The sequence below is a fragment of the Sutterella seckii genome (genome assembly GCF_009183815.1).
Classification (GTDB): domain Bacteria; phylum Pseudomonadota; class Gammaproteobacteria; order Burkholderiales; family Burkholderiaceae_F; genus Sutterella; species Sutterella seckii.
Genome location: NZ_WEHX01000028.1, coordinates 1 through 25,586 on the forward strand (window position 1 = coordinate 1; position 25,586 = coordinate 25,586).

Annotated in this window: 23 protein-coding genes and 1 pseudogene; 7 read left to right on the forward strand and 17 right to left on the reverse strand. The window is 57.3% G+C overall.

Annotated elements, in window-relative coordinates; translation table 11 throughout:
* The 3 genes from GBM95_RS05695 to GBM95_RS05705 form a co-directional block, all read left to right on the forward strand.
* Positions 1-1,089 (forward strand): DDE-type integrase/transposase/recombinase (locus GBM95_RS05695; RefSeq protein WP_152158208.1); only part of this gene is annotated, 1,089 nt, incomplete at its 5' end.
* On the forward strand, positions 1,073-1,942 hold the full coding sequence (gene zapE / locus GBM95_RS05700; protein ID WP_152158209.1) for an AFG1/ZapE family ATPase: 870 nt from the start codon (positions 1,073-1,075) through the stop codon (positions 1,940-1,942). The genes GBM95_RS05695 and zapE, both read left to right, overlap by 17 nt.
* A gap of 125 nt (positions 1,943-2,067) precedes the next feature.
* The gene (locus GBM95_RS05705) at positions 2,068-2,688 is read left to right on the forward strand and encodes a DNA-binding protein (protein WP_152158210.1); all 621 of its coding nucleotides are present in this window, start codon (positions 2,068-2,070) and stop codon (positions 2,686-2,688) included.
* Positions 2,689-2,994: 306 nt separating this feature from the next.
* On the opposite strand, the gene GBM95_RS05710 is transcribed toward GBM95_RS05705, so the two are convergent.
* Positions 2,995-3,243 carry a hypothetical protein gene (locus GBM95_RS05710; protein ID WP_152158211.1) on the reverse strand — a complete coding sequence of 83 codons (249 nt, stop codon included), beginning with the start codon at positions 3,241-3,243 and terminating at the stop codon, positions 2,995-2,997.
* A 94-nt stretch (positions 3,244-3,337) separates the two neighbouring features.
* Between GBM95_RS05710 and GBM95_RS05715 the strand changes: the two genes are divergently transcribed.
* Positions 3,338-4,009, forward strand: a complete 672-nt coding sequence (locus tag GBM95_RS05715) for an autotransporter outer membrane beta-barrel domain-containing protein (protein WP_152158212.1) — start codon at positions 3,338-3,340, stop codon at positions 4,007-4,009.
* Between the two features lie 200 nt (positions 4,010-4,209).
* Here GBM95_RS05715 and GBM95_RS05720 read toward each other — a convergent pair whose 3' ends face one another.
* The 11 genes and pseudogenes from GBM95_RS05720 to GBM95_RS05770 all read right to left on the reverse strand — a co-directional run bounded on the left by GBM95_RS05720 (position 4,210) and on the right by GBM95_RS05770 (position 14,890).
* Entirely contained in the window at positions 4,210-4,947 is a 738-nt protein-coding gene (locus GBM95_RS05720; RefSeq protein WP_152158213.1) for an amino acid ABC transporter ATP-binding protein, read from the reverse strand.
* Positions 4,937-5,716 carry an amino acid ABC transporter permease gene (locus tag GBM95_RS05725; RefSeq protein ID WP_152158214.1) on the reverse strand — a complete coding sequence of 260 codons (780 nt, stop codon included), beginning with the start codon at positions 5,714-5,716 and terminating at the stop codon, positions 4,937-4,939. The genes GBM95_RS05720 and GBM95_RS05725 overlap by 11 nt, the downstream gene beginning before the upstream one ends.
* Positions 5,716-6,582 carry a transporter substrate-binding domain-containing protein gene (locus tag GBM95_RS05730; protein ID WP_152158215.1) on the reverse strand — a complete coding sequence of 289 codons (867 nt, stop codon included), beginning with the start codon at positions 6,580-6,582 and terminating at the stop codon, positions 5,716-5,718. The genes GBM95_RS05725 and GBM95_RS05730 overlap by 1 nt, the downstream gene beginning before the upstream one ends.
* A 111-nt stretch (positions 6,583-6,693) precedes the next feature.
* Positions 6,694-7,695, reverse strand: coding sequence for a tyrosine-type recombinase/integrase (locus tag GBM95_RS05735; RefSeq protein WP_152158216.1), 1,002 nt, complete (start codon positions 7,693-7,695; stop codon positions 6,694-6,696).
* Between the two features lie 302 nt (positions 7,696-7,997).
* A complete protein-coding gene (locus tag GBM95_RS05740; protein ID WP_152158217.1) occupies positions 7,998-8,759 on the reverse strand; it encodes a hypothetical protein in 762 nt (253 codons plus the stop codon).
* A 325-nt stretch (positions 8,760-9,084) separates the two neighbouring features.
* Positions 9,085-9,972: pseudogene (cysM, locus tag GBM95_RS05745) on the reverse strand (cysteine synthase CysM).
* Between the two features lie 15 nt (positions 9,973-9,987).
* Positions 9,988-11,073: a sulfate ABC transporter ATP-binding protein gene (gene cysA, locus GBM95_RS05750; RefSeq protein WP_152158218.1), complete on the reverse strand. Its 1,086-nt coding sequence runs from the start codon at positions 11,071-11,073 to the stop codon at positions 9,988-9,990.
* Between the two features lie 43 nt (positions 11,074-11,116).
* Positions 11,117-11,935 (reverse strand): sulfate/thiosulfate ABC transporter permease CysW, encoded by an 819-nt coding sequence (cysW, locus tag GBM95_RS05755; protein ID WP_152158219.1) that lies wholly within the window; start codon positions 11,933-11,935, stop codon positions 11,117-11,119.
* Positions 11,932-12,768: a sulfate/thiosulfate ABC transporter permease CysT gene (gene cysT, locus GBM95_RS05760; protein WP_152158220.1), complete on the reverse strand. Its 837-nt coding sequence runs from the start codon at positions 12,766-12,768 to the stop codon at positions 11,932-11,934. The genes cysW and cysT overlap by 4 nt, the downstream gene beginning before the upstream one ends.
* Positions 12,769-12,773: 5 nt before the next feature.
* Entirely contained in the window at positions 12,774-13,799 is a 1,026-nt protein-coding gene (gene cysP, locus GBM95_RS05765; RefSeq protein WP_152158221.1) for a thiosulfate ABC transporter substrate-binding protein CysP, read from the reverse strand.
* Between the two features lie 200 nt (positions 13,800-13,999).
* Complete coding sequence (locus GBM95_RS05770) at positions 14,000-14,890, reverse strand: LysR family transcriptional regulator (protein WP_152158222.1); 891 nt, start codon at positions 14,888-14,890, stop codon at positions 14,000-14,002.
* Positions 14,891-15,002: 112 nt separating this feature from the next.
* Here GBM95_RS05770 and GBM95_RS05775 point away from each other — a divergent pair, with 112 nt between their 5' ends.
* Positions 15,003-15,959, forward strand: a complete 957-nt coding sequence (locus GBM95_RS05775) for an MBL fold metallo-hydrolase (RefSeq protein ID WP_193222595.1) — start codon at positions 15,003-15,005, stop codon at positions 15,957-15,959.
* Here GBM95_RS05775 and GBM95_RS05780 read toward each other — a convergent pair.
* Entirely contained in the window at positions 15,913-16,908 is a 996-nt protein-coding gene (locus tag GBM95_RS05780) for a LysR substrate-binding domain-containing protein (RefSeq protein WP_152158224.1), read from the reverse strand. The genes GBM95_RS05775 and GBM95_RS05780 overlap by 47 nt on opposite strands.
* 206 nt (positions 16,909-17,114) lie before the next feature.
* On the opposite strand from GBM95_RS05780, the gene GBM95_RS05785 reads away from it, so the two are divergent.
* Both GBM95_RS05785 and GBM95_RS05790 read left to right on the forward strand, forming a co-directional pair.
* Positions 17,115-18,923, forward strand: a complete 1,809-nt coding sequence (locus GBM95_RS05785; protein WP_152158225.1) for an aryl-sulfate sulfotransferase — start codon at positions 17,115-17,117, stop codon at positions 18,921-18,923.
* Between the two features lie 304 nt (positions 18,924-19,227).
* Positions 19,228-19,569: an H-NS histone family protein gene (locus GBM95_RS05790; RefSeq protein WP_152158226.1), complete on the forward strand. Its 342-nt coding sequence runs from the start codon at positions 19,228-19,230 to the stop codon at positions 19,567-19,569.
* 495 nt (positions 19,570-20,064) lie between these two features.
* Here GBM95_RS05790 and GBM95_RS05795 read toward each other — a convergent pair whose 3' ends face one another.
* The 4 genes from GBM95_RS05795 to GBM95_RS05810 all read right to left on the reverse strand — a co-directional run bounded on the left by GBM95_RS05795 (position 20,065) and on the right by GBM95_RS05810 (position 25,501).
* Entirely contained in the window at positions 20,065-21,471 is a 1,407-nt protein-coding gene (locus tag GBM95_RS05795) for an MATE family efflux transporter (protein WP_226963176.1), read from the reverse strand.
* A gap of 237 nt (positions 21,472-21,708) precedes the next feature.
* Positions 21,709-22,941: a dicarboxylate/amino acid:cation symporter gene (locus tag GBM95_RS05800; protein ID WP_152158228.1), complete on the reverse strand. Its 1,233-nt coding sequence runs from the start codon at positions 22,939-22,941 to the stop codon at positions 21,709-21,711.
* Positions 22,942-23,233: 292 nt separating this feature from the next.
* Complete coding sequence (locus tag GBM95_RS05805) at positions 23,234-23,785, reverse strand: hypothetical protein (protein ID WP_152158229.1); 552 nt, start codon at positions 23,783-23,785, stop codon at positions 23,234-23,236.
* Positions 23,786-23,947: 162 nt separating this feature from the next.
* Entirely contained in the window at positions 23,948-25,501 is a 1,554-nt protein-coding gene (locus tag GBM95_RS05810) for an autotransporter outer membrane beta-barrel domain-containing protein (protein ID WP_152158230.1), read from the reverse strand.
* Between the last annotated feature and the right edge of the window lie 85 nt (positions 25,502-25,586).

The window sequence follows — 25,586 nt, forward strand, 5'->3', positions numbered from 1 at the left end:
GATGCCTCCCTCGCAAATCTTTATCTTCAGGCGCGCGGCAACAGTGCTGTCATCCGCAGACGTGTCCAGGCTACTCCTGAGGCCTACGGGCTTCCTAATGGTTTTAAAGTATCCGATCGATCCATCCGCCGCTTCTATGCAAGCCGCCATCCTGAGCTCATCAAGCGGGCGCGTGATGAAGAAGTCAATCCCTTTTTCGTCAAGCCTGGGCAGCAGCTGCAGATCGACTTCGTGGAGGCGAAGTTTCGTTTTGCCGGTCAGGCAGAAGAGGAAACCGTTTATATCTTTGAGGCCACATATGCGTGGTCGCGGAAGTCCTATGTGCGCGTATGTCCGGACATGACGCAGGCATCGTGGATGATCAGCATCTGCGACTGCCTCCAAAAGAACGGGATTCCTCTGGAAATCCTGTGCGATAACGACAAGTCTCTCGTCATTTCACATGGCAAGGAGCATGTCCGATTCAACCCGTCGTTCGAATGGCTTTGCAAGCCGCTGGGGATCCTGCCCAGAGCCTGCAGGCCCCGGAGGGCGGCAACCAAAGGCCGAATTGAGCGTTACGGGCGCTATCTGCAGGAAAACGGTCTTGTCGACTGCGGAATTGATTCGGAAACGATTCCGGATCGGACTGCCCTGCAGAAAAAGCTCGATGAGTGGATTGAGCACACGGCCGACATGCGCGTGTGGGATACGGTGCAGTACGGAAAGGCTACGACCAGGGACCTTTACGCCAAAGAACGAGCTCTTCTTCGTTTCCCGGAGGCATTGAAGACGTGCTTTGACGTTACGTGCTGGCCTGCCCGTACGACTGATGAGGGCATCGTTTATGTGTACGGAACCGCCGTCCATCTGGGCCCCAATTACCGCGGCGGACAGACGGTGTACGTTGCAGTTCGACTCAACGGAGAGGTGTTGGTAACGAACGCGGCTGGGAACGTCATTCGAATGACAGATATTCCGCCAGAGAACCTACACGAATTCAAGATGGATCAGCCGCCGCCCACTTCAAGATCAGCCTTTCATGCTGATATTTCAAAGAAAGGAAGCAGGAAAAGTCTTCTAAGTCAATTCGATGAAGCAACAGACTAAATATCGTCAGGAGAAAAATATGAATCAGAAATTTGGGCTTGGCATCCCGGAGCAGCCGGCAGCATCTCCAGAGTTGATGGATGCGCTCAGGCAGCTCAAGTGCAGTCGACTCTTGCCCGACATCGGGAAGCTTATCGATGAAGCCACGGATGCGCAGCTCTCTCCCCTGGAGACCGTCAGCAAGGTTTTTACGACGGCAGCCAGGCGCAGGCAGAACTCAAAAATGGAAATGCTGGAAAAGATGGCCAGCCTTCCGAGCAATCCCAGCATCGAGAACTTTGATTTTTCGAGAATCAATCCTCTGGCAGCGCAACGAATTAAGGAAGCGGCGCGTTGTCAGTGGATCGAGGCAGGAGAAAGCATGCTCATTCGAGGGCCGTCAGGTGTTGGAAAAACACATCTGGCCGTGAGCCTTGGAAAGCTGGCCGTAGCAAAAGGCTATCGGACTTTATTCATCCAGGCAAATGACCTGCTGGCAAAGTTGGCAAGGTGGAACGTCAATGGCGAGCTCGAGAGACGGATGAAGCTGCTGAATCAGGTCCGGGTTCTGATCATCGATGAATTCGGATACCCGACAAAACCGGATCCTGCGTATGCGCCTCTTTTCTACACTCTGGTGCAGGAGCGGACTCAGAAGGGGGTAAGCACCGTGATTACCTCCAACCGCAAGCTCGGAGAGATGGGATCGATGCTGGGCGGCGATGAAGTCTGCATTGCCGCCGCTTTGGATCGTCTGATCAAGGATTGCTGGTTTATCAAGATTATGGGAAAGAGCTACCGCCTGGAGTGTTTCGAAAAACGCAAGATGAAGGATGGCTGGGATAGTGAAGAGGACGACGAAGGGAATCTCTAAACCCTGACAGGCGAAAGCCGATGACCATGCCGTCGACGGCAAGTGCCGCCAGAGGCCTGCCGGACGGCATGGTCTGAGGAAACTGAGAATAACGCTACATTTGTAGCGCTACAATTCATCTTCAAATGTCCATAGAAATCAAGAATAAAGTTAAGTCTATCCTTGACGACGCCGTCACCCGCGGACTCGAATTTCCAAGTCTGCGAGCAATAAGAGCTCAGATCGGCAAAGGCTCGTATTCGACAATCGCCGAGGCGGTAAAGGAATGGAAGCAGGCAAAGATGGCTGCAGCATCAATGCCGGTTACAGCCGACCTTTCGATGGAGGAGTCTGAAGCTGTGTCGGGTGCAGTGTGGAATGCTGTGAGCCCGATCATTGCTAAAAGACTGACCAGGCAAAATGAGTGCGCCGAATCAGCATGGGAGGAAACCCGCCGGGAGATAGACAGGCTCTGTCAGACCGCCGAGGATCAGCTGGCTGAAGAACAGGCACTCAAAGAAGCCAGGCTGAAAGCAGAACGTGAGCGTGAATATTTGGAGTACCGGAATCAAGCACTGAGCAAGGAGCTGGAGGAAACGAAGGCTGAGCTCAGTCGTGTTGCAACAGAACTCGGGAAAGAACGCTTGATGCTGCAAAAAGCAGAGCTTGAGGTTTCCGGACTCCAGGCCGCAGTCGATACGTTGCGACAGGTAATCCTGGTGCTGAAGCAGAAGGCGATTCCTAAGATGTCAGGGAAGAAGGTTTAATTCCAACGCGCAGCGTTGGCTGCCGCCGGCTCACGGCCGCCGAAGTGCCCAGCGCATTTAATATGGCTCCGCCTCGCGGCCTTCGGCCGCGGGTTCCTCCATTAACTGCGCTGGGCACTTTGAAAAGGAGCCTCCGCAGGGAGGAAAAACCATCTGTAGCGCTACATTTGTAGCAAGCTCTGAGCTCTGTCATTTTTAGAGCATTGGCGGTGCCTGTCAGAAACGGCAAACGCCTGTCCCAGAGGAAGATCCAGTCCTCTTGCGACTCAGAGGAACTGCCACGGCACCGGGTCAACTTTGCTCGGGTCAAGAAAAAGCGCCCGATTCGACAGTGAGGGTCACTTTATCCGTCCAAAAGTGGGTCAGTAGATAGTGTCCTCTAACACCTTCTTCATCCGAGACCTTGCCGATCATTGCACGCACGGGGACGGTGTGCTTCTTTGCCGGGTCATATTGACGACTGATGACGTAGAGAATGTACGTACCGCTCTTGGTCTTTTGACGACTGATTTTGCCGACGGCAGCAGGAACAGGGACGGTGTACTTGAAGAACATTTGCTGACTTCTTTCGAGAGTATCGTAATACTCTCGATTGTAAAGAAAAAGCGCACGAAGCGCAAGTCATTTTCGTGGTTATTTCAGGCAATCGTTGCTGTTTTTAAGCTGCCTCTGGGTAGGGAGTAGAAAAACGCTGGAAGTTGACGCGTTTATCGGTGCAGCTTTCTCATATAGCCAGAGCGACTTCGACTATGCGGCGGGCGACGGCGACAGCAAGATTTACAGCCTGGGCGTATACGGTTCATGGTTTTCTGAATCGGGCGCGTTTATCGATTTGATCGGCAAGATTTCCCGCATTGAAAATGAGACGAAAGTTTCGGGTACCAAGGCTGATTACGACAACACGGCATTTTCGATTTCTGCAGAAGCAGGCCATCGCTTCGAATTGCCGGCGAGCTTTTTTGTCGAACCGCAGATCGAAATGTCTTACGGTTACCTGAACGACGAGACTTTTGATACTGTCAGCAGCGACAACCGCTCCATACGCTCCTATCTTGATTCTTCGGAAACATTGACCGGTCGTCTTGGCCTGCGCAGCGGCTACACCCTGCCTGAAAAGCGCGGGACCGTCTACGTCTATGCGTCTGCCATGCACGAGTTCTTAGGCGAAATGTCCTTTACCCGCGGTTCTGAAACCTACAAAGACGATTTCGGCGACACGTGGGTTGAGTATGGTGTCGGCGCCAGCGTCTTTGTCACGCCGAGCACCTATTTGTACGGATACGTGCAGCGCAACAGCGGCGCCGATGTTGAAGAACCCTAGCGCGTCAATATTGGCGCCCGCTGGTCGTTCTGATCAGTTGAGCCACACAGCGACTGACTGATCCCGAATATCAGCGCATGAAAATGGGAACCCGCACGACTCTGCCGGGTTCCCATTTTTTTGATCTTCATTTCAGCTGAATTTCTTTGAGATGCTCATTGCCGGCCTAATGCCGGCAAGCACTTCAGGGTCTTATCTTCTCACGCATTCCACTCAAGTATCCGCCCGAGGAAGTGTCTTAGCTCCGGCGCCTGAGGCGCCTGGAACAACTCCGCACTCGCCCGGCACTCCAGAATCTTTCCGGCATGAATAAATGCCGTCTTTTCGCAGGCCTTCCGCGCAAATCCCATTTCATGCGTGACGATCACGAATTCAATGCCCTCTTCCTGAAGTTCCGCCACAACGTCGAGCACCTCGGCCGTGTACTCCGGATCGAGCGCGCTCGTGGGTTCGTCGAGAAGCAGAAGTTTGGGCTTCGGCGCCACGGCGCGCGCAATGGCGGCGCGCTGCTGCTGACCGCCCGAGAGTTCCGCAGGGAGCTTCCCGGCATGATCCGCAAGACCAAACCGTTCGAGGAGTTCAAGTCCCCTCGCCTTCGCCGCCTCCCGCTCCCAGCCGTGCACTTCAACAAGCGGCAGCGTGATGTTCTCGAGCACCGTCATGTGTCGGAAGAGATTTCCCTGCTGAAATACAAACCCGAGGCGCCGGCGGAATTGGAGAAGCTCAGCCTCCGTCTGTGGGATCGGAGTCCCTTCCAGACGAATGTCTCCCGAGCTCGGAAGGATCAGGCCGCCCAGAATTCTCAGAAACGTGGACTTTCCGCAGCCCGATGATCCGATCACGGCAAGAGACCGCGTTTCAGTCGAAAACGTAATGTCGTTCAGAACGGGCGCCGCGGCATCGAACCGCTTGGTGAGGTGCTCAAGATCAAGCCGCATAGGAGAAGCGCTTTTCGAGAACCCTGCTCGCATAGGCGACAGGAATCGTCAGAATGAGATAAAGGATGCCGAGGAAGAGATAGCTTTCGACGAGCTTCAGATTGGTAGCGCTGATTTCCCGCATCGCCTGCGTGAGCTCCACCACGGAAATCATCGAGAGAAGCGACGAATCCTTGATGACGGAGGCGAACTGGCCGGCAAGGGCCGGCAGCGTTCTCGCCGTCATCTGCGGGATGATGACGAATCGCATCGTCTGCGCCCGCGTAAAGCCCACGGCCCGGGCGGATTCGAGCTGCGCCGGGTCAAGCGACAGGTAGCTCCCGCGCAGGATTTCAGAAATATAGGCGCCCTGAAAGACCGACAGAATGATGACGCCCGCCCAGAAGCGGTCGTCGACGCCCCATGCCGTCCCTACCAGATAGAAGAAAAGGTAGATCTGCATGATGAGGGGCGTGCCGCGGATGAAGATCACATAAGCCGATGAGAAATACCGGATCGGCAGGTACCGCGACTGGCTCGCTGCTGCGGAGAGTGCGCCGAAGATGAGGGAGAGCACCATGCTCGCGAGGCTCACGCCTACGGTCAGCAGAAACCCGTCCCAGATGCGGATGCGGAAATCCGGCAGGAACGAGAAGTCGAGCCGATAGTCGATTCGCGAGAGCGACACCCAGAAGAAGCCCACGATCAGGACTGCGGCAAGCAGGGAGCTCGCCGCAGCCTTCAAGACCGAGGGCTTCTCGCCGGAAGCAACGGTAAAAAGTCCCGGCATTACTTCTTTAGCGGAGTGAAGTCAAAGAACCACTTGAAGCCGAGCTTGTCGAAAGCCGCTTTTTCGGCCGAGAGGTGCTTTTCCGTCAGGCGGTCGAATTCGCCGTCCTTCTTGCTCTCTTCAATAAAGCTGTTGAGAGCGGTCAGAAGATTCTTGTCGCCCTTTCTCACCGCCACGCCCCAGGGCTCCACATCCTGGAAGGGAATGAAGACCGCGTTGGTGGTGTCGGGATTCTTCTGCCAGTTGCGGTAGATCGTGAGCTGGTCGTAGAGGAAGCCGTCGACCTTCCCCGTAGAAACCTCCATCACGCAGGCGCTTTCGTCGGGGAGAGCCGTGACGGTCGCATTCGTCAGATGCTTCTGCGCAAAGAGGTAGCCCGTGGACCCGATCTTGGCTGCAATCTTGCGGCCCTTTTGATTCAAGTCCTCAATGCTCTTCACGTTGCTCCCCTTGTTGGTGAGGATGCCGAGAAGCGCATTGGCGTAGGGCGCGGAAAAGTCGACGGTCTTCGCACGTTCAGCCGTGATCGTCATCGAGGACATCACCATGTCGACCTTCCCCGTCACGAGGGCCGGGATGAGGCCGTCAAAGGAAATATTCTCAATGCGGATTTCCTTGCCGATCTTCTTGCCGAAATCCTTCATGAAGTCGACGGAGACGCCGGAAGGATTGCCGGCAGCGTCCTTCCCTTCAAAGGGAGGGTAAGCGAGCTCCATGCCGACCACGAGAACGGACTTCTCCATCGTGTCGGCAGCTGCCGTCAACTTCGGGGCATCGGAAGACTTTTCGCCGCAGCCCGCAAGCGCGAGGATCGAAAGCGAGAGCGCAGCGGCCACCGCCTTGCGGCGGGAAATGGAATTCATCATTGGTAAACCTGAAAAAGAAAATCGGCAGGAAGCAGAAAGTTTCTTGCCGAACAAATTTGAGCCAAAGCATAGCGCAATTGGGACCGCTTCATGGGAGCCCGGGAACGAGAATCAAAGGTCGAGCTGATTGACCGCCTCCTTTAAGGCATCGGCCGTCCGCCGGTCGTATTTGGCGGTCGTCGTGACATTCGCGTGGCCCATAAGGTTCTTGACCGCAACGATGTCGACGTTCTTCGAGAGAAGCCTCGTCGCAAACGTTCTCCTCAAGTCGTGGGTCGTGATGTGTTCAATCCCGGACTCGTTGAGCGCTTTGGCAACAATGCGGCCGATCGACGCTGGATCCAGCGGCGAATCGAGAATGAGCTTTCCGTCCTTTGTGTAGCGCCCGAAGAGCCAGCCGGGAGAAGGACCTCGAACAGCAAGCCAGGCATGAATCCGGGCGCTCACGGCGGGCGTCAGAAACACGGTGCGTTCCTTATTCCCCTTGCCGAGAACGCGCAGGCTCCCTTCGGCCATATTGAGGTGTTCCATCCGAAGGGTCGTTGCTTCCGCCCGGCGCAAACCGCACCCGAGAAGAAGCGCAATCACGGCCTGATCGCGCACCGCGCTCGGACGCTCCTCTTCGTCGGCTGCGGCGAGAAGCTTTCCCGATTCTTCCAAAGAGAGCGCCCGTCCGCGCGGCTCGCGATGGACTCTCAGCTGCTTCACGGCCTTGATCTCCGAATAGGTTTCGAGATCAAGCTGCCGCAGGCGCCAGGCGGTTTCAGCGACGCCCTTCAGGGCTGAAAGATAGGCATTGACGGAAGTGGCGGAGAGCCCTCTTTTGTCTGAAAACTCATGCACAAAGGCAACCGCATGCGCATAGCGGAGCTTCCCCCAGGGGCAGCACACGGCATCGGGGAACCCGAACCAGCGTGCAATCACGTTGAGGCGCGAACGCACGGCGCGGCGCGAAGCCTCGGAATGAAGCTCCGCGAGATAGGCCGCCGCCGCGTTCACTTCGTGCGAAGCGGCTTCCGGGGCGTCCAGAAGGCCCGTCCCTCCTGACGAATTTTGAGCGATTGCCAGGAGACCGCTCTCCGTTTTCGCATCTGAAAGGCCGTCAAATTTCATCTGCCGAGTTTTTCCTATCTGTTTTTGGATTCACGCCGGTTTCCATTGAATCCGGCATCCGACATGAGGGTTAACCCTCTCATATCGGTACCGCAGCATATTACGCACGATAACTGCAATTATATGGCGTAATTTTGAGCGCGCAATCACCTCCACCTTTCGTCGAAGTCAGTTTCTACGTTGTATTTTTGTTTGCTTGTTTATTGTATAGCTTTCATTAATTTTTCATTCGTGTTTAATTATTCAAAATACGATGATATGAATGAATACTTAACTTGTCAATTCATTCACTAATAAATGCCTCATTCACTATCATTCTTTTTTGCATACTGAGACTTTGTTCCATATCTCGTTCTATAAAAGTAATAGAATTGCCAGAATGACGGCATTTCAATCCATTCTGATTTATCTTCTATTTCATTGTTTATTGAATTAATTTTATCAACCAGCAATGAATAGAATTCCTTCACTTTCAATTCTTTCGTATTGACAATATCACCATGTCTTTCAAGCATCTCAATGCATGATTCATTCATGAGTTCGAGAATTCTGGGCGTGAGCGCAGCGCCGTCCTTTTTACCCTCACCCGCTTTGCGACCGCGCTTGCGCCCCGTCGTGGCCCGTCCCGGGTTGCCTTTCAGCATAGGCATCAATGATTTAGCGTGCTGTCCGCGCCGCCAGTACGTGGCGATCAGGAGCTTCAGCCTTCTGGCCTGCTTGACGTCGCCGGCCGCAGCGGCATTGCAGAGGTCTTCGATTCCTCTCTCTGAATAGAGCTCGGGGTTTGAAAGAAAAGGAAGAATAGTCTCATAAAGATCTCTACCCGTTTTCTCAACAGACTCCGTCCATTTTCGCGAAGCCATATCTGCGAATGGATCCAGTTCAATTGTTGCAGTTCCATTCTCAATCATTTCATTCAGCTTCGATGTTGCCGCCCTAACCAAATGGACTGATTGCCCTTTCATTTTAATCAGCAATGTCATACTACCGAATATCTTAATGACTCTATATTCAATTTCATTCCATTTTATGATTTCATTCTCTTTAAACTTATTCTCATTCATTTCATTCTGCTCCATTTCTATATTACAAACATAGATGGCATATACAATTTACATTGCTAACAAATTCAAATTGCAGTTTATCAGGAACCGGGAAAAACCGCGAAGAAAAACTAGGCAGTCCTTTTCGGTGGCGGCAAGAATAACTGCCTAAAAATTAGGCAAATTATCGATTTTGCGCGTTTGCATCGTATATCCATATGTTGTATATGGATTTCAGTTGAATTCGGCTGCTCCAGGCATAAAAAATCCCTGCCGTGCGCATCCGCAGGACAGGGATTTAGGAGACGAGAGACTGTACTAAGGCGCTGAGTCGCGAGAAAGCAGGTCAGTCGCCGAAGACGCCGGTGGAGAGATATCTGTCGCCCCGGTCGCAGATGATCGTGACGACCACAGAACCCGGATTCTTTTCGGCAATCCGGATCGCGCCCGATACGGCGCCGCCGGACGAAACGCCGCAGAAGATGCCCTCTTCCTTAGCGAGCGCCCGCATGGTTGATTCAGCGGCCTCCTGAGTCACGTCGACGGTTTCGTCAACGACCTTCGGGTCGAAGATTCCGGGACGATAGGCCTCGGGCCAGCGGCGGATGCCGGGGATGGAGCTCCCGGCCGCAGGCTGCATGCCGATGACGCGCAGATCAGGGATGATGGTTTTGAGGTAGCGTCCGGTGCCCACGATCGTGCCCGTCGTTCCCATGGCGGAGACGAAGTGCGTCACGCGCCCGCAGGTCTAGGCGATGATCTCAGGTCCCGTCGTGCGGAAGTGCGCGAGGGGGTTGTCCGGATTGTTGAACTGGTCGAGAAGATAGCCTTCGCCGCGCTTCTGCATTGCCTTTGCAAGATCGCGGGCGCCTTCCATGCCCTTTTCCTTGCTCACGAGAATGAGTTCAGCGCCGTAAGCCTTGATGGCCGCGCGGCGCTCGAGCGACAAATTCTCCGGAAGGATGATCTTCATGCGGTAGCCCTTGAGCGCCGCGATCATCGCAAGCGCAATGCCCGTATTGCCGCTCGTTGCTTCAACGAGGACGTCGCCGGGCTTGATGTCGCCCCTCTTCTCGGCCTCTTCAATCATGGAGCGGGCCGCGCGGTCCTTCACGGACCCTGCAGGGTTTGAGCCCTCGAGCTTCACCCAGATTTCGCTCCCGTTCTGAGGAGCCAGGTGCTCGAGCTTCACGAGCGGCGTCATGCCGATGGTATCGATGAGTTTTCCAGCCATTTTGTTGATTGCCTGTTACGAAAAAGCGTGATGATCGATTCGAATGGGGAGCCTGTCGCTGCCGCGATAGAAGTACGCCCGGTCAAGGCTCATGTAGTAGGTGTTCCCGCGCGTGGGGAGCGCATCCTCAAGGAGAATCGCGTTGATGGGATCCGGGTACCACCCTTCCGGCCGGGCGAGAACCTGGACGGCGCCGCCCTTTGGGCGCGAGGCAAGCACCTCGATCGGGAGCTGCCCGAGACCGAAGGTGCGCTTCATCTGCGCGTCGATGGGCCTCAGCAGCACGTCGACGGGGCCGGGCTCAACTTTTTCTCCGGAGAGCGGCAATGCGAGCGAGCCGAGAAGAAGCTTTCCGTCCTCGATACGGCCCTCAAGCACATTCACGTCGCAGAGAAATTTGAGGACGAAGCGCGTTTTGGGTCGCGTCCAGATTTCTTCCGGGGCGTCGGCCTGCTCAATCCGGCCGTCCTTCATCACCACGACGCGGTCGGCAATCTGCATGGCCTCTTCCTGGTCGTGCGTTACGAAGACGCCCGTAAAGCGAAGCTTTTCATGCAGGCGCCGGATCCACTGCCGCAGATCCTCGCGGACCTGGGCGTCGAGCGCTCCGAAAGGCTCGTCGAGAAGGAGAACGCGCGGCTCGGTGGCGAGCGCCCTCGCGAGCGCGACGCGCTGCTGCGGCCCGCCCGAAAGCTGTGCGGGGTAGCGCCCGGCAAAGTCAGTGAGCTGCACCATGGCGAGAAGGTCCCGCACGCGCGCTTCAATGGCGGCTTTGGGGAGCTTCTCCGCGCCCTTTCTCACCGTCAGGCCGAAAGCGATGTTTTCCGCGGCCGTCATGTGCCGGAAGAGCGCGTAGTTCTGAAAGACGAACCCCACGCGCCGGTCGCGCGCTGAGACGTCCGTCATGTCGGCGCCGTCAAAGACGATCCTGCCGGAAGTTTCCGTTTCAAGTCCTGCAATGATTCTGAGGAGCGTCGTCTTCCCGGAGCCCGAGGGCCCGAGGAGCGCCGCCATTTCGCCGGTTTCAATGGTGAGCGAAATGTCCTTCAGAACCGGCGCGCCGCCGAAGGTTTTCTGAATGCTGTCGATCTGAATGCTCATGATGAAAGGGTCTTCCTTCGCTGCAGTTCGGGCTCCGGAGAACTCAGGCTCTGCGGCGGGCTTCAAGGCGCTTCTTGATGAGGAGCGTGAAGACCGCGAGAAGCGAGAGCGCGGCCGCAGCCGTAAAGGCGCCGACGGTGTTGTAGTCCTGCTCGAGGAGTTCAATCTGAAGCGGGAGCGTCATCGTTTCGCCGCGGATGCTCCCCGAGACCACCGAAACCGCACCGAATTCGCCGATGGCGCGGGCATTGGTGAGAAGGACGCCGTAAAGAAGCGCCCAGGAAATATTGGGAAGCGTCACGTAGCGGAACATCTGCCAGCCCGAGGCGCCGAGAAGAATCGCGGCCTCTTCCTCCGCCGCGCCGCGGCTCTGCATGACGGGGATGAGCTCCCGCGCTACGAAGGGGCACGTGACGAAGATCGTGACGAGCACCATGCCGGGCCAGGCGAAGAGAATCTGAATCTCCGACGCCTCAAGCCAGGGCGCAAGGGGCCCGTTCGCGCCGTACCAGAGAAGGTAGACGAGGCCCGCGACCACGGGCGAGACGGCAAACGGAATGTCGGTCGCGGCAAGAAGCCACTGCTTCCCGGGAAAGTTGAACCGCGCGCAGCACCAGGCCAGCATGATCCCGAAAACGAGGTTGACCGGAACGGTGATGAGCGCAATGCCGGCGGTGAGCCCGATCGCATGAAGCATCTCCGGGTCGCTTAAGTTTTGGAGCACCGGCATCAGGCCCTTCTGAAACGCCTCGGCAAAGATGTAGACGAGCGGGATCACGAGAAAAAGAACCGCGATCAGGACGGCTGCGCCGATGAGAATGCGCCGGGACAAGTTCGAGGCGCGTTTTGCGGATGCGGTCATGCGGGGGCTCCCAGGCGTCTGGCAAGGCGCTTTTGCAGGAAATTGGCGAAAAGGAAGAGCGCAAGCGAGAGCGCGAGAACGAGCGACGCAATCGCGCTCGCGGCCGGGTAGTCGAATTCCTGAAGCCGCATGAAGACCATGAGCGAGAGCACTTCCGTTTCGTAGGCAATGTTCCCGGCGATGAAGATGACGGCGCCGAATTCGCCGAGCGACCGGCAGAAGGCAAGGGTCGTCCCGGCGGCAACCGAGGGAAGAATTTCCGGGAGAATGACGCGGCGGAAGATCTGTCCCTTCGTAGCGCCCAGCGTCTCCGCGGCCTCCTCCGTTGTTTTCCCGAGGTCCTCGAGCACCGGCTCAACCGTGCGCACGACAAAGGGGATTGAAGTGAAGGCCATGGCGACGACAATCCCGAGCCACGTGTAGCTCACTTTGATGCCGAAAATTGAGAGCCAGGCGCCGTACCAGCCGTCCTCGGCAAAGAGTGCCGAGAGCGTGAGGCCCGCGACCGCCGTGGGAAGCGCAAAAGGCAGGTCGATGAGGGCATCCAGAATCCCGCGCCCGGGGAAGCGGTAGCGCGCGAGCACCCAGGCAAGAAGGACGCCCGCGACGCAGTTGAAGACGGAAGCCCAGAAGGCGGAAAGGAGCGTTACCCGCAGAGCGGCAAGCGTCTGCGGATTCGTGATGATCTCCCAGTAACCCGCAGGCGTGAGGTGCGAGAGCTCTCGCACGAGCGCGCTCATGGGGAGGAGCAGTATGAGCGAAACAAAAGTGACGCTCACCCCGAGCGACAGCCCGAAGCCGGGAAGCACCCGGCGCTTCTTCCTCTCCGCCATGATGGTTACTTCCTGCCGAGCCTGACGAGACGATCGAATTCACCGCCCGTCGCAAAGTGCGTCTTCATGACGGCCGCCCAGGAGCCGAAGCGTTCTTCAACAGTGAAGAGCTTCGTTGCGGGGAAGCGGTCCTTCAGGGCCTCCATGGTCTTCTGATCATTCACGCGGTAGTAGTAGCCCGTGATGATTTTCTGCGCTTCGGGGCTGTAGAGGTACTTGAGATAGGCTTCCGCCGCATCCTGAGTCCCCTTCTGCTTCACCACCTTGTCGACCCACGCGACCGGGAATTCTGCGAGGATGTCGGTCTTCGGGACCACGACTTCAAAGCCCTGATCCGCATACTTGCTGCGGATGTTGTTGATCTCGGACTCGAACGAAATCAGCACGTCGCCGATTCCGCGGTCGACGAACGTGGTCGTGGCGCCCCGTCCGCCCGTATCAAAGACGGCGACGTTCGAGAGGAACTTCTTCATGAGCTCCTCCGTCCCTTCCTTTGAGCCCTTAGACTCATCCTGAGCAGCCGCCCAGGCGCCCAGATAGGTGTAGCGGGCATTCCCGGAGGTCTTCGGATTCGGGAAGACAAGCTTCACGCCCTCCTTATTGAGGTCGGACCAGTCGGCGATATGCTTCGGATTTCCCTTCCGCACGAGGAAGGCCATCGTCGAATAGAAGGGAGAGGAATTGTTCGGAAGCCTCGCCTGCCAGTCGGCCGGAATGAGCTTTTCCTTGTCGTGGAGAACCTGGATGTCGGTCACCTGATTGAAGGTGACGACGTCGGCCTTCAGTCCCTGAAGAATGGCGAGCGCCTGCTTGGAACTCCCGGCATGTGACTGACGGATGGTGAGCTTGTCGTCCGGATGCGCCTTGTCCCAGGCGCTGATGAAGGGAGGATTGAGATCCTGGAAAAGTTCGCGGGCCACATCGTATGATGCGTTGAGGAGTTCGGCGGCGTTCGCGCCCGGCAGGGCTGTTGCTCCGATAATGGCGGCGGCGAGCGCTGCGGCGCCCTTTGACCAGATCTGTTTCGGCATGATTCTCTTCGCTTAAAGTGGTTGGCGGAGGTTGGTCCTCCCCGTTTCATCGCTGAGTGCGATGTCTTCTTTACGTGGTAACCCCTATATGGTTAACCCCCATACTAGCGAACTTGGACGATCCTGCCCTCAGTACTTTGTGGTAATACCTCAGAAATCGGGAACAAACTGTTTCGTCAATCGAGTACTTCGCCCAGGACTCAGCTGCCGGCCCCGCCGCTTCTCGCATTGATGCGCGATTCCACTTCCTCGGCGAGGAGATGCGCGCCCCGATGAATGAATTTCAAAGCCGGGAAAAGCGCATAAATATCCCGCGTCGGGAGGTGCCATTCTGGGAGAATCTGCACGAGCCTCTCTGCCGCCTCTTCTCCTTCTCCGGCGATGTCCGGAAGACACGCGATGCCGTTTCCGCGAAGCACTGCATCCCGGATGAGACCTGCTGCCGAATAGCGGAGCGGCGCATGCACCGCTATCCGGCGCGTTTCCGATCCGCGGGCGAGAATCCAGTGATTCTCTCCCAAAAGTCCGATAAGCCTGTGCGCTCTGAGATCGTCGGGTTCTGAGGGCGCCGGATGGCGGCTCAGATAATCCTGAGAAGCAAAAAGGCAGCTTCGGCAGAGGCCGAGCCTTCTCGCCGCCGTACCCGGCATCGGTTCAGGAGCGACTTCGAACGCAAGATCGATGCCCGATTCGACGAGCGGCAGCACTCGGTCCGATGCGAGGAGCTCTATCGAAAGCCCGGGATGCTTCTCCCCAAATTCCTCCAGAATGCCGCAGAGAAAGAACTCAGCAAAGCTCGTGGTTGCCGCCACCCGGAGACGGCCAGTCAGTTCTGAGCTCCCGGGCGATGCAAACATTTCGTCCGTGCGCCTCAGAATCTCCCGCGCTTCCTCAAAAACGCGTTCGCCGTCCGAAGTGAGGGACACGGAGCGCGTCGTGCGGTTGAAGAGCCTCAGATGCATCGTCTCCTCGAGCTCCGCGACTGTTCGGGTGACGGATGCCCTGGAAAGCCCGAGGCTCTCCGCCGCTCGCGCAAAACCATTCAGGTCGGCAACGCGCACAAAGGTTTCGAGCGACTTGATCTTGTCCATATTGTTCCGGTTTTCAAAATAGTCTGTTGTTCTTAAGTCTATTTATTCCGGTTTTCAGCATCAATAGGATATCGGGATGCCGCAACCTTTTTATCCCGATATGAATATGACGATGCCATTCATCACACGCCGCTCCCTTCTTGCCTTTGCAGCCGCCTTCCCTGCTGCCTCTATGTTCCCAATCAGGTCCTATGGGAACACCGGCGTGCCGTCGAGCCAACTGCTTTCTTCAGAGGAAGTCTCAAAACTCTTCATCCGCTTTGCCGAAGAGCGCCGCATGCCTCCCGAACTCGGACGATGGCTCGGCAACAAGTCGATTCAGGAAATTTCTCCCTACAAAGTTTTCGACAACGTCTGGTGCGTCGGAATTTGCTGGGTTTCCGCCTATGCCATCCGCACGAAGGATGGCGTCATTCTGATCGACACGCTCCACGAGCCTTTTGTCGACAAGCTCCTCTCAAACCTGCGCGAGGTCGGAATCGACCTATCCGAAATCAAATACGTTCTCATGACGCACGGCCATTTCGACCATGTCGGCGGCGCCTGGCGCCTTCGGGAGCTCCTCCCGCATGCACGCTTCGGCATGAGCGCTCGCGGCTGGGCGGAGGCCAAAGGCCACGAAAAGGAAAGAAACGGCTTCAGAATGCCGCCCGCGGATCTCATTCTGAAGGACGGAGACAAAATTGCGCTCGGAGAAACGATCGTCACTGTGCTGGAAACGCCGGGACACACCTGGGGAACCTGCTCCTACCTCTACGACGTCCGGGACGGAGACGAAATGCACCGGGCCGTGACGATCGGAGGCCAGGGCCTCAACGCGATGGACGACCTGAAGCAGCTCGAAGCCTACATCGGCAGCATGAGGAGACTGGGGGATCCCGCACTCGGCATCGATGTCGACCTGACGGCTCACCCGTTCTCTACGGGTCAGACGGAGAAGATTCCGGCAATCAGAGCGCATCGCCATGGCGAACCTCACCCGCTGGTCGACCGCAATGCTTATCTCGAGCGCCTCGAAAGACTTATTGCCGGTGCGGAGCGCTATCGTCGCCAAGGCGCCCGAGCCTGACCTCATCAGGCTCGAGCGGCTTCAGGCTTCCGCGAAGCGCCGAAATGAAGAGGCTTCTCACCCATTCGAGTCCCGTATCCAGCGTCGTGTGGGCGTGCCAGATGAGTGATGGCTGGAGCCACGGCACGCTCTCCGCACGGGCGAGCACCGTGAGAGGCCTCTCTTCCGCCAACGCCTTTGCCGTCCGCCACGGCAGAATCAGAACGGCATCCGACCGGCGCATGAGCCTCACAGCCCCGAGCCAGTATTCCGTCCAGAGCATCGTCCGTCCGGCCTTGAGCGGGATCTCCGCCGGGCCCGGCACGCCTTCTATGGGATCGTCCGTGTCCGGATGCACGCAGATTTGAATCCGGCGGCAGGCCTCAAGGTCCTGCATAGAAAGCGTGCCGTCCTGAACCTTCCTTTCAAGCGGATGCCCTGCTCTCACCGCATAGACGTAAGGCGTCCTCAGAAGCGGAACGCTCGCAAAGTCTGCCGGGAGATTGACGGCCGGAAAGATCGCGAGGTCCGCTTCTCCGGCGCGGAGCTTGAGAAGCGTGTGTTCGTCGTGAGGAAGGATGGCAATCCCGGCTTTTGGCGCCTTCTTCATGAAAAGCTCGAGGACGGGCTCGATCATGATCGGAATCGCATTGTCGAGCGAACAGATGCGGATCACGCGGTTCATCGCTGCGGGATCGAAGGCCTCAGCCGAAAAGAGCTTTGCCATTTCCTCGAGCACGCGCCTTGCCTGAGCCGTCACCTCGTGCGCCCGCGCCGTGGGCGCGAGGCCGTGCCCGAAGCGCGTGTAGAGCGGATCCTCGAAAACCGTCCGCGCCTCGGCAAGGAGCCGGCTCGCCTTCGGCAGACTGATCGAAAGCCGCGTGGCGGTTCGCCCAAGATGACGCTGCTCATAGAGCGTCGTCAGAAAAACGAGAAGTTCGCGCGAAAGCTGGGTGTCGGTACCTGACATGTTTTTCAGATTCTGAAAGATTATTTTGCGCTTCCAGGCTTCAAAAACTCAGAAAAGTCACCATGGATGGCCTGAAATCCCGGGCATATAGTTCTGAGCACGCGATCGGAAGCGCGATCTGATGCAGGAATCCTAGCCGCACGAGGCCATTTTTGCATCACGCTTCCGGTGCCGGACCATTTCAATATTCGAAAAAGGAAGCATCCATGTCCCGCCTTCTCAAAGCATCGCTCGCTGCCGCTGCGCTCATCCCTGCCGCCGTCATGGCCATGGGCGGCGCCTCGGGCCCGAAAACCACCTATGAAGTTCAGGGCCACCTCGGCGAAATCGTCGTGAACCCCTATGAAGTCGCTCCGCTCACAGCCATCATCCGGAACGGCGGCTACCAGATTCTCGACGCCCGCGTGACGGTGCTTCCGAAGCCCGAAGGCGAGGAAATTTCCTACAACGTCTCGCGCCGCATGCTCCTAACCCACGGCGGCATTCCTGTTTTCGGCCTCTATCCGGACTACCTCAACTCCGTCAAGGTTGAATACACGCGCCTCTTCAACGGCAAGACGGAAAAATTCTCCGACATCTACAAGATCTACGGCTCGCCCATCTACGTCGAAGCCTCGGGCCTCGTCAATGAACGCTCGACCATGCCGAAGGTCCGTGCGGTCAAGGTCGATCCGAAGTTCAAGGACCGCCTCTACCTCCTCAACAACGCCCAGGACCTCGCGGGCAAGGCCTCCCATGCCGTCTGGAACAATCCCATGGGCGGCGCGCTTGAATGGAACTTCAACCCGCAGATCGGCATCGTCGACACGAAGGGCGACTATCGCTGGTATCTCTTCACGAATCCCATCTATTCGCTTGATTCCCTCTACTACGGCGGCGACATGATGGGCTTCCGCCAGAATAAGGACGGCGCCTTCACCTGGGGCTACGGCCAGCGCTACGTCAAGTACGACCTCATGGGCCGCGAGATCTGGAACCGTCGTCTGCCCATTTCCTACAACGACTTCTCGCACTCTCTCGACCCGGCCCAGAACGGTCACTTCTTCCTGCGCGTGGCGTCCTCCAACGTCAAGCTCGCCAACGGCCAGAACGTCCGCACGGTCCGAGACGTGATCGCTGAAGTCGACCATGACGGCTACGTCGTCGACGAATTCCGTCTCTTCGACATCCTCGACCCGTATCGCTCCGACGTCATCAAGGCGCTCGACCAGGGCGCGGTCTGCCTCAACATCGATGCCTCGAAGGCGGGCAAAACCCTCTCCGAGGAAGACATCAGGAAGCTCAATGAATCCGACCACTACGGCGACATCGCGGGCACCGGCATTGGCCGCAACTGGGCGCACGTGAATTCGGTCGACTACGACCCGACCGACGATTCGATCATCATCTCGTCGCGCCACCAGTCGGCCATCATCAAAATCGGCCGCGACAAGAAGGTGAAGTGGATCCTCGGCGCCCCGCGCGGCTGGAAGGGAGAATTTGCCGGCAAGGTGCTGAAGCCCGTCGACCATCAGGGCAAGCCCATCGCCTGCACGGACGCGACCTGCGAAGGGGGCTTCGACTGGACGTGGACCCAGCACACCGCCTTCCGCATTGATGCGAAGAGCAAGCCGGGCGTCGTTTATCTGACGGCCTTCGACAACGGCGACGCCCGCGGCATGGAGCAGCCGGCGCTTCCGGAAATGAAGTATTCCCGCGCCGTCGTCTACAAGGTTGACGAGAAGGCGGGCACGGTCGAGCAGGTCTGGACCTTCGGCGAGGAACGCGGCCACGACTGGTTCAGCCCCGTGACGTCGCTTACCGAGTACCACGCCGACAAGAATTCGATCTTCGTCTACTCCGCCACTGCGGGCGCTCCCTTCGACATCAAGACCGGCGCCTTCACGTCGGCCCCGAACCCCTACATGATGGAGTTCAACTGGGGCGAAAAGGAACCCGCTGTCGAAATGCGCGTCGAATCGACGACCGGCTACCAGGCAATGCCGATCGATCTGAAGGCCGCTTTCGAGAAGTAATTCCTGATCGATTGAGTTAATTCAGAAGCGATTGAGATCCCCGTCTGAGCGAAGGCGTTCAGGCGGGGATTTCCTTTATCCGGAAAAAATACGGGCAAACAACGGAATTGCTGCAGCAGCTCTGCCCATTCTGGTTGAAATCATTCAAATCAATCGGGTTTTCTTTCGGAGAACCTTGTCTCTCAATCCTTTCCATCGATTATTCAGGTTGTGGATTGATGAGAGGAACACTGCAGGAATAGCCGGCGCGGGATGAATTGCGTAGAATACTCGTCATTCTACTACCCTCCCAAAGGTCCACAGAATGAATACCGACGAAATCATTGAGCAGGTAAATGCCCATCGTGAAAAAGAGTCGAAGCTCTTAGAGGAATGGCAGCAGATCCGCGCCCGCGCGCAGGAACAATGCATCCATCTCATCGATGTTTTCGAATTTACCGCTGCTGATCTTCATCTCGGCAAGGACGGCAAGGCGATCAAGTCGCCCGTCAAGAATGCCGGCGTGCCGAAGTTCATCAACCCTGACGGCCCCGAAACCTGGACGGGCCGCGGCAAGCGTCCCCAGTGGTACATCCAGGCGAAGGAAGCGGGCTACACGGACGACGACATGCTGATCGCGAACAACACGCCCGCAGAGTCAAAGTAAAAGCGGCTGAGAAATCGTTATTTCTCTAAAAGCATTCGCCCTGCTCTCCTTTACCGGTGAGCGGGGCTTTTCTTTCATTGAGAACTATATTGACTCTCTTCGAGGAGGAATCCGAATGAGCGCTCTCATCCGACTGGAGCGCAATTCTCATTACAATCCTCAGGCAAATCATTCTAGGAATTGGAGTTTTACTGAGCTTCTGCCGGATCAATCCGGCAAGTCGACAAAATTACCATTTTTTGTCATATTGAGAGCCGGACCGGCGGAACCTGAACCGTGTCCGGGAAGGCGCGCAATGCTCCTCTCTCCCAAAATCGGAACTCATCCAAAACGCGGCTCTGAAGCCGCGCACCCTTCACTCTTACCGGCAATGAGAAAATGAACCGGCGCGCCGCCGTCAGTTTTCTTGACGCTTTGAACCAGGGCAATCCGGACCGGCGGGAGACGGCAAACAAACGACGCAATGCGCACCGTCTCTCAATTCCGGCCGCGGGATTAATTGTTTTGCTTGAGTTTCCTGAGCCACACGCCGCTCTTCAGGCGCATGAGGAAGATGCCGCCGCGGACGATGAGCTCGGCGCACATCGCGCTCCAGACGCCGACGAGGCCGTAGACGGGAGCGAGGAACCAGGCGAGCGTGAGGCGCACGACCCACATGCTCGACAAATTCATGACGGCAGGAATGAGCGTGTCGCCGGTGCCGATGAAGGCGCTGTAGGAAACAATGGCCGCAGCGAACATGGGTTCGGCCCAGGCTTCAATGCGAAGCACCCGGGTGCCCAGCTCAATCACCTCCGGCACATCCGTCATGATGCCCATGAGAACCGGTGCGGCGAAATAAAGGACGACTCCCATCACCGACATGACGACCATGCCGGCGCCGACGCACTTGTAGGCAATGCGCTTTGCGAGATCAAGGCGCTTTGCGCCGACGGACTGGCCGACCAGGGTCGAAGCCGCGTCGCCGATGCCGTAGCCCGGCATGTAGCAGAGGCTCTCCGCAGTGATGCCGAGCGTATGCGCAGCAATTGAAACAATGCCGAGAGGCGCCACGATGGCCGTGGAGAGAATCTGCGCGCCGCACATGAGGATGCGCTCAGCCGCGACGGGCGACGCAATTGAAAAGGCTCTCCTCAACACTGTCGCCTGCGGGATGAAGCTCCCCGAACGCCCCACGAGCGAAAGGAAGGGAGAGCGCACAACGAGCATCCAGAGCATGATGGCGCCGACGATGGTTTCCGCAATGCCCGTACCGACGGCTGCGCCGATGATGCCCAGATCCGCTCCGGGGACCGTGAGGGAAATGCCGAGGAACGTGTAGGTGGAGGTCGGGAAGATCAGCAGGAAATTAAAGAAGCAGTTGAGGATGCACATGAGAATCCCGAGATAGCTCGGGGTCTTCATGTCGCCCGTTGCCCTCAGGAGCGCCCCCGCGAGCCAGCCGAAATACGTGGCGGGGAGAAAAAGCGCCATCATGAGGAAGTAGTCGGACGCGTTTCCAGCGATCGACGGGTCGCCTCCGAGCCACACTGGAAGATGGGGGCTGATCAGGAAGCCCGCTGCCGCCAGGACGGCGGAAAACGTCATGACGGTCGTGAAGGCCTGACGAACGATGCTTCTGGCGGCGTCGAAATCCTCTGCGCCGATGCGGTGCGCCGTCTGCACCGAAAAGCCCATGATCGAAGCGCCGCCGATCCCGTAGAAAAGCCAGAGCGTCGTGCTCACCAGGCCGACCGCCGCCGAATCCGCGGCGCCGAGGTGCCCCACCATCGAGGCGTCGATGTACTGCATCAGGATGTAGGAAACCTGAGCAAGCGCCGCCGGAACCGCGAGGCGGACGACGAGTTCGAGCTCGTCGCGCACGCTGAGCTCGCGCACGCTGCGGAGCGTCTGTAGGAGCAAGGAGGTTCTGCTGGGACTCGAACTCATGGATGAAAAGGAAAAATGAAAAACGGCCTCTGAAGAATTGTGATCGAATCTTAGACCCGCTGAGGGGTCCGCAACTGTCTGATTCTTCCGCTCTCATGCCTGAAGCGACCGGAAAAGGACTTCTTATTCGAAAAAGGCAGCCCCGGCCGGAACCGGAACTGCCTCCTTCAATGGTTCATCTACTGAACCCGAAAAGCAGCCGAGTCAGACTCAGGCTTCGCCTTCCTGATAGGGTTCGGTGTTGAGGTCGCCCTCAAGGCTGGTCACGACGACGGCGGAAGCGACGTCGCCCACGACGTTGATCGACGTGCGGATCATGTCGAGGATTCGGTCGATGCCGGCGATGAGCGCCACGGCTTCAAGGGGAATGCCCACCTGCGTGAAGACGACGGTCGTCATGATGAGGCCGGCGCCCGGAACGCCCGCGGTGCCGATGGCGGCGAGAACGCCCATCAGAACGACGGTGAGCTGGTCGGTGAAGGTGAGGTGAATGCCGAAGACTTCAGCCGCGAAGATCGCGCAGACGCCCATGTAGACGGCCGTGCCGTTCATGTTGATGGTGTTGCCGAGCGGAATCGAGAAGGAAGCGATCGACTTCGTGGCGCCGAGCCTGCGTGCAGCGGCGAGGTTGGCGGGGAGCGCCGCAGCCGACGAGCAGGTCGTGAAGGCGACGAGCCAGGGCTCGAAGATGCCCTTCAGGAACTTGACCGGGTTGGTCTTGCCGATGATCGCAACAATCGGGATGAGGACCAGGAAGACGAGAACCACCGTCGCGATGAAGGACGTGAGGATGAGGGAGAAGAGCGGAAGGAGCACTGCGAGGCCGTGCTTCGCAACCGTGAAGGCGATGAGGCCGAAGACGCCGATCGGGGCGTACATCATGACGTAGCCCGTGACGCGGATCATCACGTCGCCCACGATTTCAAAGAAGCGGAGGACGGGCTTGCCGCGTTCGCCGAGGGACGCGAGCCCGAAGCCGAAGATCACCGCAAAGAAGATGATCTGGAGCATGGAGCCCTTGGCCATCGCTTCCATCGGATTGATCGGAACGATGTTGAGGAGCGTATCCGTCAGGCTCGGGGCCTTCACGGCCTTGGCGACGAGGCCGTCGGTCGAGAGGTCAAGACCGAGGCCCGGCTGAATGAGGTTCGCAAAGAGCAGACCGATCGCCACGGCGATGGCCGTCGTGACGGCATAGACGACAAGGACCTTGCCGGCAACGCGGCCGAGCTTCGAGGTATCCGAAATGCCGGCGGCGCCCGCAATGATCGTGGCGATGACGAGAGGCACCACCACCATGCGGATCAGGCGGATGAAGAGCGTGCCCAGTGGCTGCAGATAGGTCTGGGCGAATTGGGAGTCGACAACGGCGCCGACGATGACGCCGAGCGCAAGGCCGATCATCATCTGCCAGGCCAATGAAATTTTGAGTTTGCCAGCCATTATGGGTCTCCTCGGAATAAGGCTGAATGAAAAAAGACAGCAGGCCGATTCACATAAAAACGGGGCTTTGCGCGATCAGCGCTCTCCTCCTCTTCTTTCGGCAGGCTGCCTTTGCGTGTCGAGGTTAAGGTTAGCCTTATTACCGCAAATATTTGATTAGGGATAATCCTCCTTTACGTATGTAAAGACCGCTGGCAAAGCATGTTCCTTCCGGTTCTTGTTATTGCATGCCGCTTAGGGAGATGCGGCTTCTCAGCAGAAAGCGAAGAAAGCGGGGAGACTCTTCGAAGACTCACCTGAACGCGTCATGGTCCTTCGATGCGTCCGCAGCCTGATCCTTTTGTTCCACTTGTTCCTCTCCCCGAGCGCGGCGGTCTTTCTGATCGAGGTACTGCAGGACCTTGAGGCGCCGTAAATCCGCGATGGATTGAATGAGGAGCGCCTGGGCGAAGGCCGCGAGCGCCTGACAGAGGACGAGCGTGAGGGAGAGCGAATCCATGCTCGTGCCGAAGAGATAGGGCCGCGCGTAAAAGAGGATCAGCGTGAGGATGGTGTAGATCCAGCCGCGCCGCCAGAGCGACCGGCAGCGGAGTTCTGCCGGGTCCCGAAGATCTCCTCTCTGGAGGAGGAATACGACGAGCTTCACCGGAATCGCCGAGCGGACTTCAAACTCATCGGTCGCGAGCGAAAGCCAGGATGCTGCGTCAACGGATTCCTTTCTGAGGCGGGCGGAAAGCTTGAGCGCCCGGAGCGGCCAGATGAGGCGGACAAGCTGAATGCCGAGGTAGAGGTTTGCAAGCACGAAAACGAAGCCCGCAAGAATCCAGTCGAAAGAGAATGTCATTGGGTGCCCTGCCCGATCAGACGGTTTGAAAATTCCAGAAAAGCACTCTAGCGCGGTCCGGAGCAAAGCGGACAAAAAAATCCCGGAACGGCCGATGATGGAGCGTTCCGGGATTCCTGAGTCGATTAAAGCTTGAAGACCCTCGGGCCTTCGGAGCTCAAATTACCAGCAGTAGCGGGTGCCGACAGAGTAGCGGTAGTTTTCCTGGTAATCGGACCCATTGGCGCGGGTGAGCGATCCGTAGAAGGACCAGTTGTCCTTCACATAGATCTGGCCGCCGAAGCCGTAGGAAACCCACGTGCCACCGAGGTCCTCGGAGAGCTTCTGGACGGCAGAATCGCCGCGGCGGGCGTAAGCATCGCTCTCACCCTGGAAGTCGTGATTGACGGAAGCCGTGAGGTAGACCGTGCCCGCACCGTCAGCGACATTCATGCCGGCCTGGAAGCCGAGACGGCCGACCAACGTCTGGAAGTCGTCCTGATCAACGCGGATTTCATTCGCAGCCGTGTAGTCGGCGCCCTTCACGAGGCCGTAGGAGAGTTCAGCCTGCGGAGTGAGGTAGAAGGTCTTCGAGATGTCCCAGCGATAGCCCACTTCAGCGGAAACGCCGAAGGTCGTGTTGTCGTAGGAGCTCTTGAAATCCGTGACCGTCGCAACATCCACGTCGGTGCTCATGCGGCCCACGCGAGCAATGAGGTCGACGTAGCCGCCGCACGGGAAGAAGGCCGTGCCGTAGGCCGCGAAATTGAAGCTGTCGGTCGAAGAGTCGCCGTTCGAGAAGTCCGCCTTCGAATCCGTGTAGCCGAACGCGCCGCCCACGATCCAGTTGTCGCCGACGCGAACGTCAGCGCCGACCTGGATGGTGTTGGCCTTCACCTTCGTGGAAACCGAGTCCTCAAGCTTCGCTTCAGCGCCATAAACGCGCGCCCAGGTACCGACGGTGCCCTGGAGATTGCGAACTTCGCCCAAGCGTTCAGAAACGTGATTGACTTCGTAGCGCCACTGAGCGAGGTTAGCACCAGCCGTCTTCTTGGCGGCAACCAGCGTGGGAGAAAGGCCGCTCGCGTCGCCGAGCGTGGTGACGGAACCGCTTTCGGGGTTGTATTCCCAGGCTGCAGTCAAGTCGCTCGCTTCGCCGCCCGTGAAGCCTTTCATCAGCTCTTCGGAGTTGGTGGAGATGATGTCGTTCTTAATGGCATTCAAGGCCGCCGAGGCAGTGCCGTAGGTTTCCGTAACCTTGCTGCCGGCACGGAGCTTCAGATCGCCGTTCAGCTTTTGAATAGCAATGCCGCCCTTTTCGACAGTATTAAAAGTCAAGGAGGAATTATCTGCAGTCAGATTTTCCGATTTAAAGTTGCCGGACTCTTGAATAATATTTTGATTGGATAGAGAGATGCCTCCCTTTGAGCTCACATCGCCGTTCAAAATGGCATTCGCGGTCTTTTCTGAATGATTCGAGAGGCTCAAATTACTGGAAGCATCATTTAACGTTATATTACCGTTAATAGTTGCAGTGTCCGCCGAGATATTAGTATTGCTTCTTGTAGCGATAATATTGCCCTGAATGGATACTTCAGGAGATTTCAGAGAGACATCTGTCTTTTCGCCGGTCGTGTTTGTGAGGCGTACAGCATCACCATAAGCGCTGTCTGCGTCAACAGAGATTGCCAGGCTCTTTTCTGCTTCAAGCTGAATGTTTGTATAGGGGACTTCCATAAAATAAATGCCTGTAAATTCTGAAAATTTCAGAGTTTACAGGCATGAAAAATGGGTGTTTTGTGTTATAATTGAATTTGCGAAA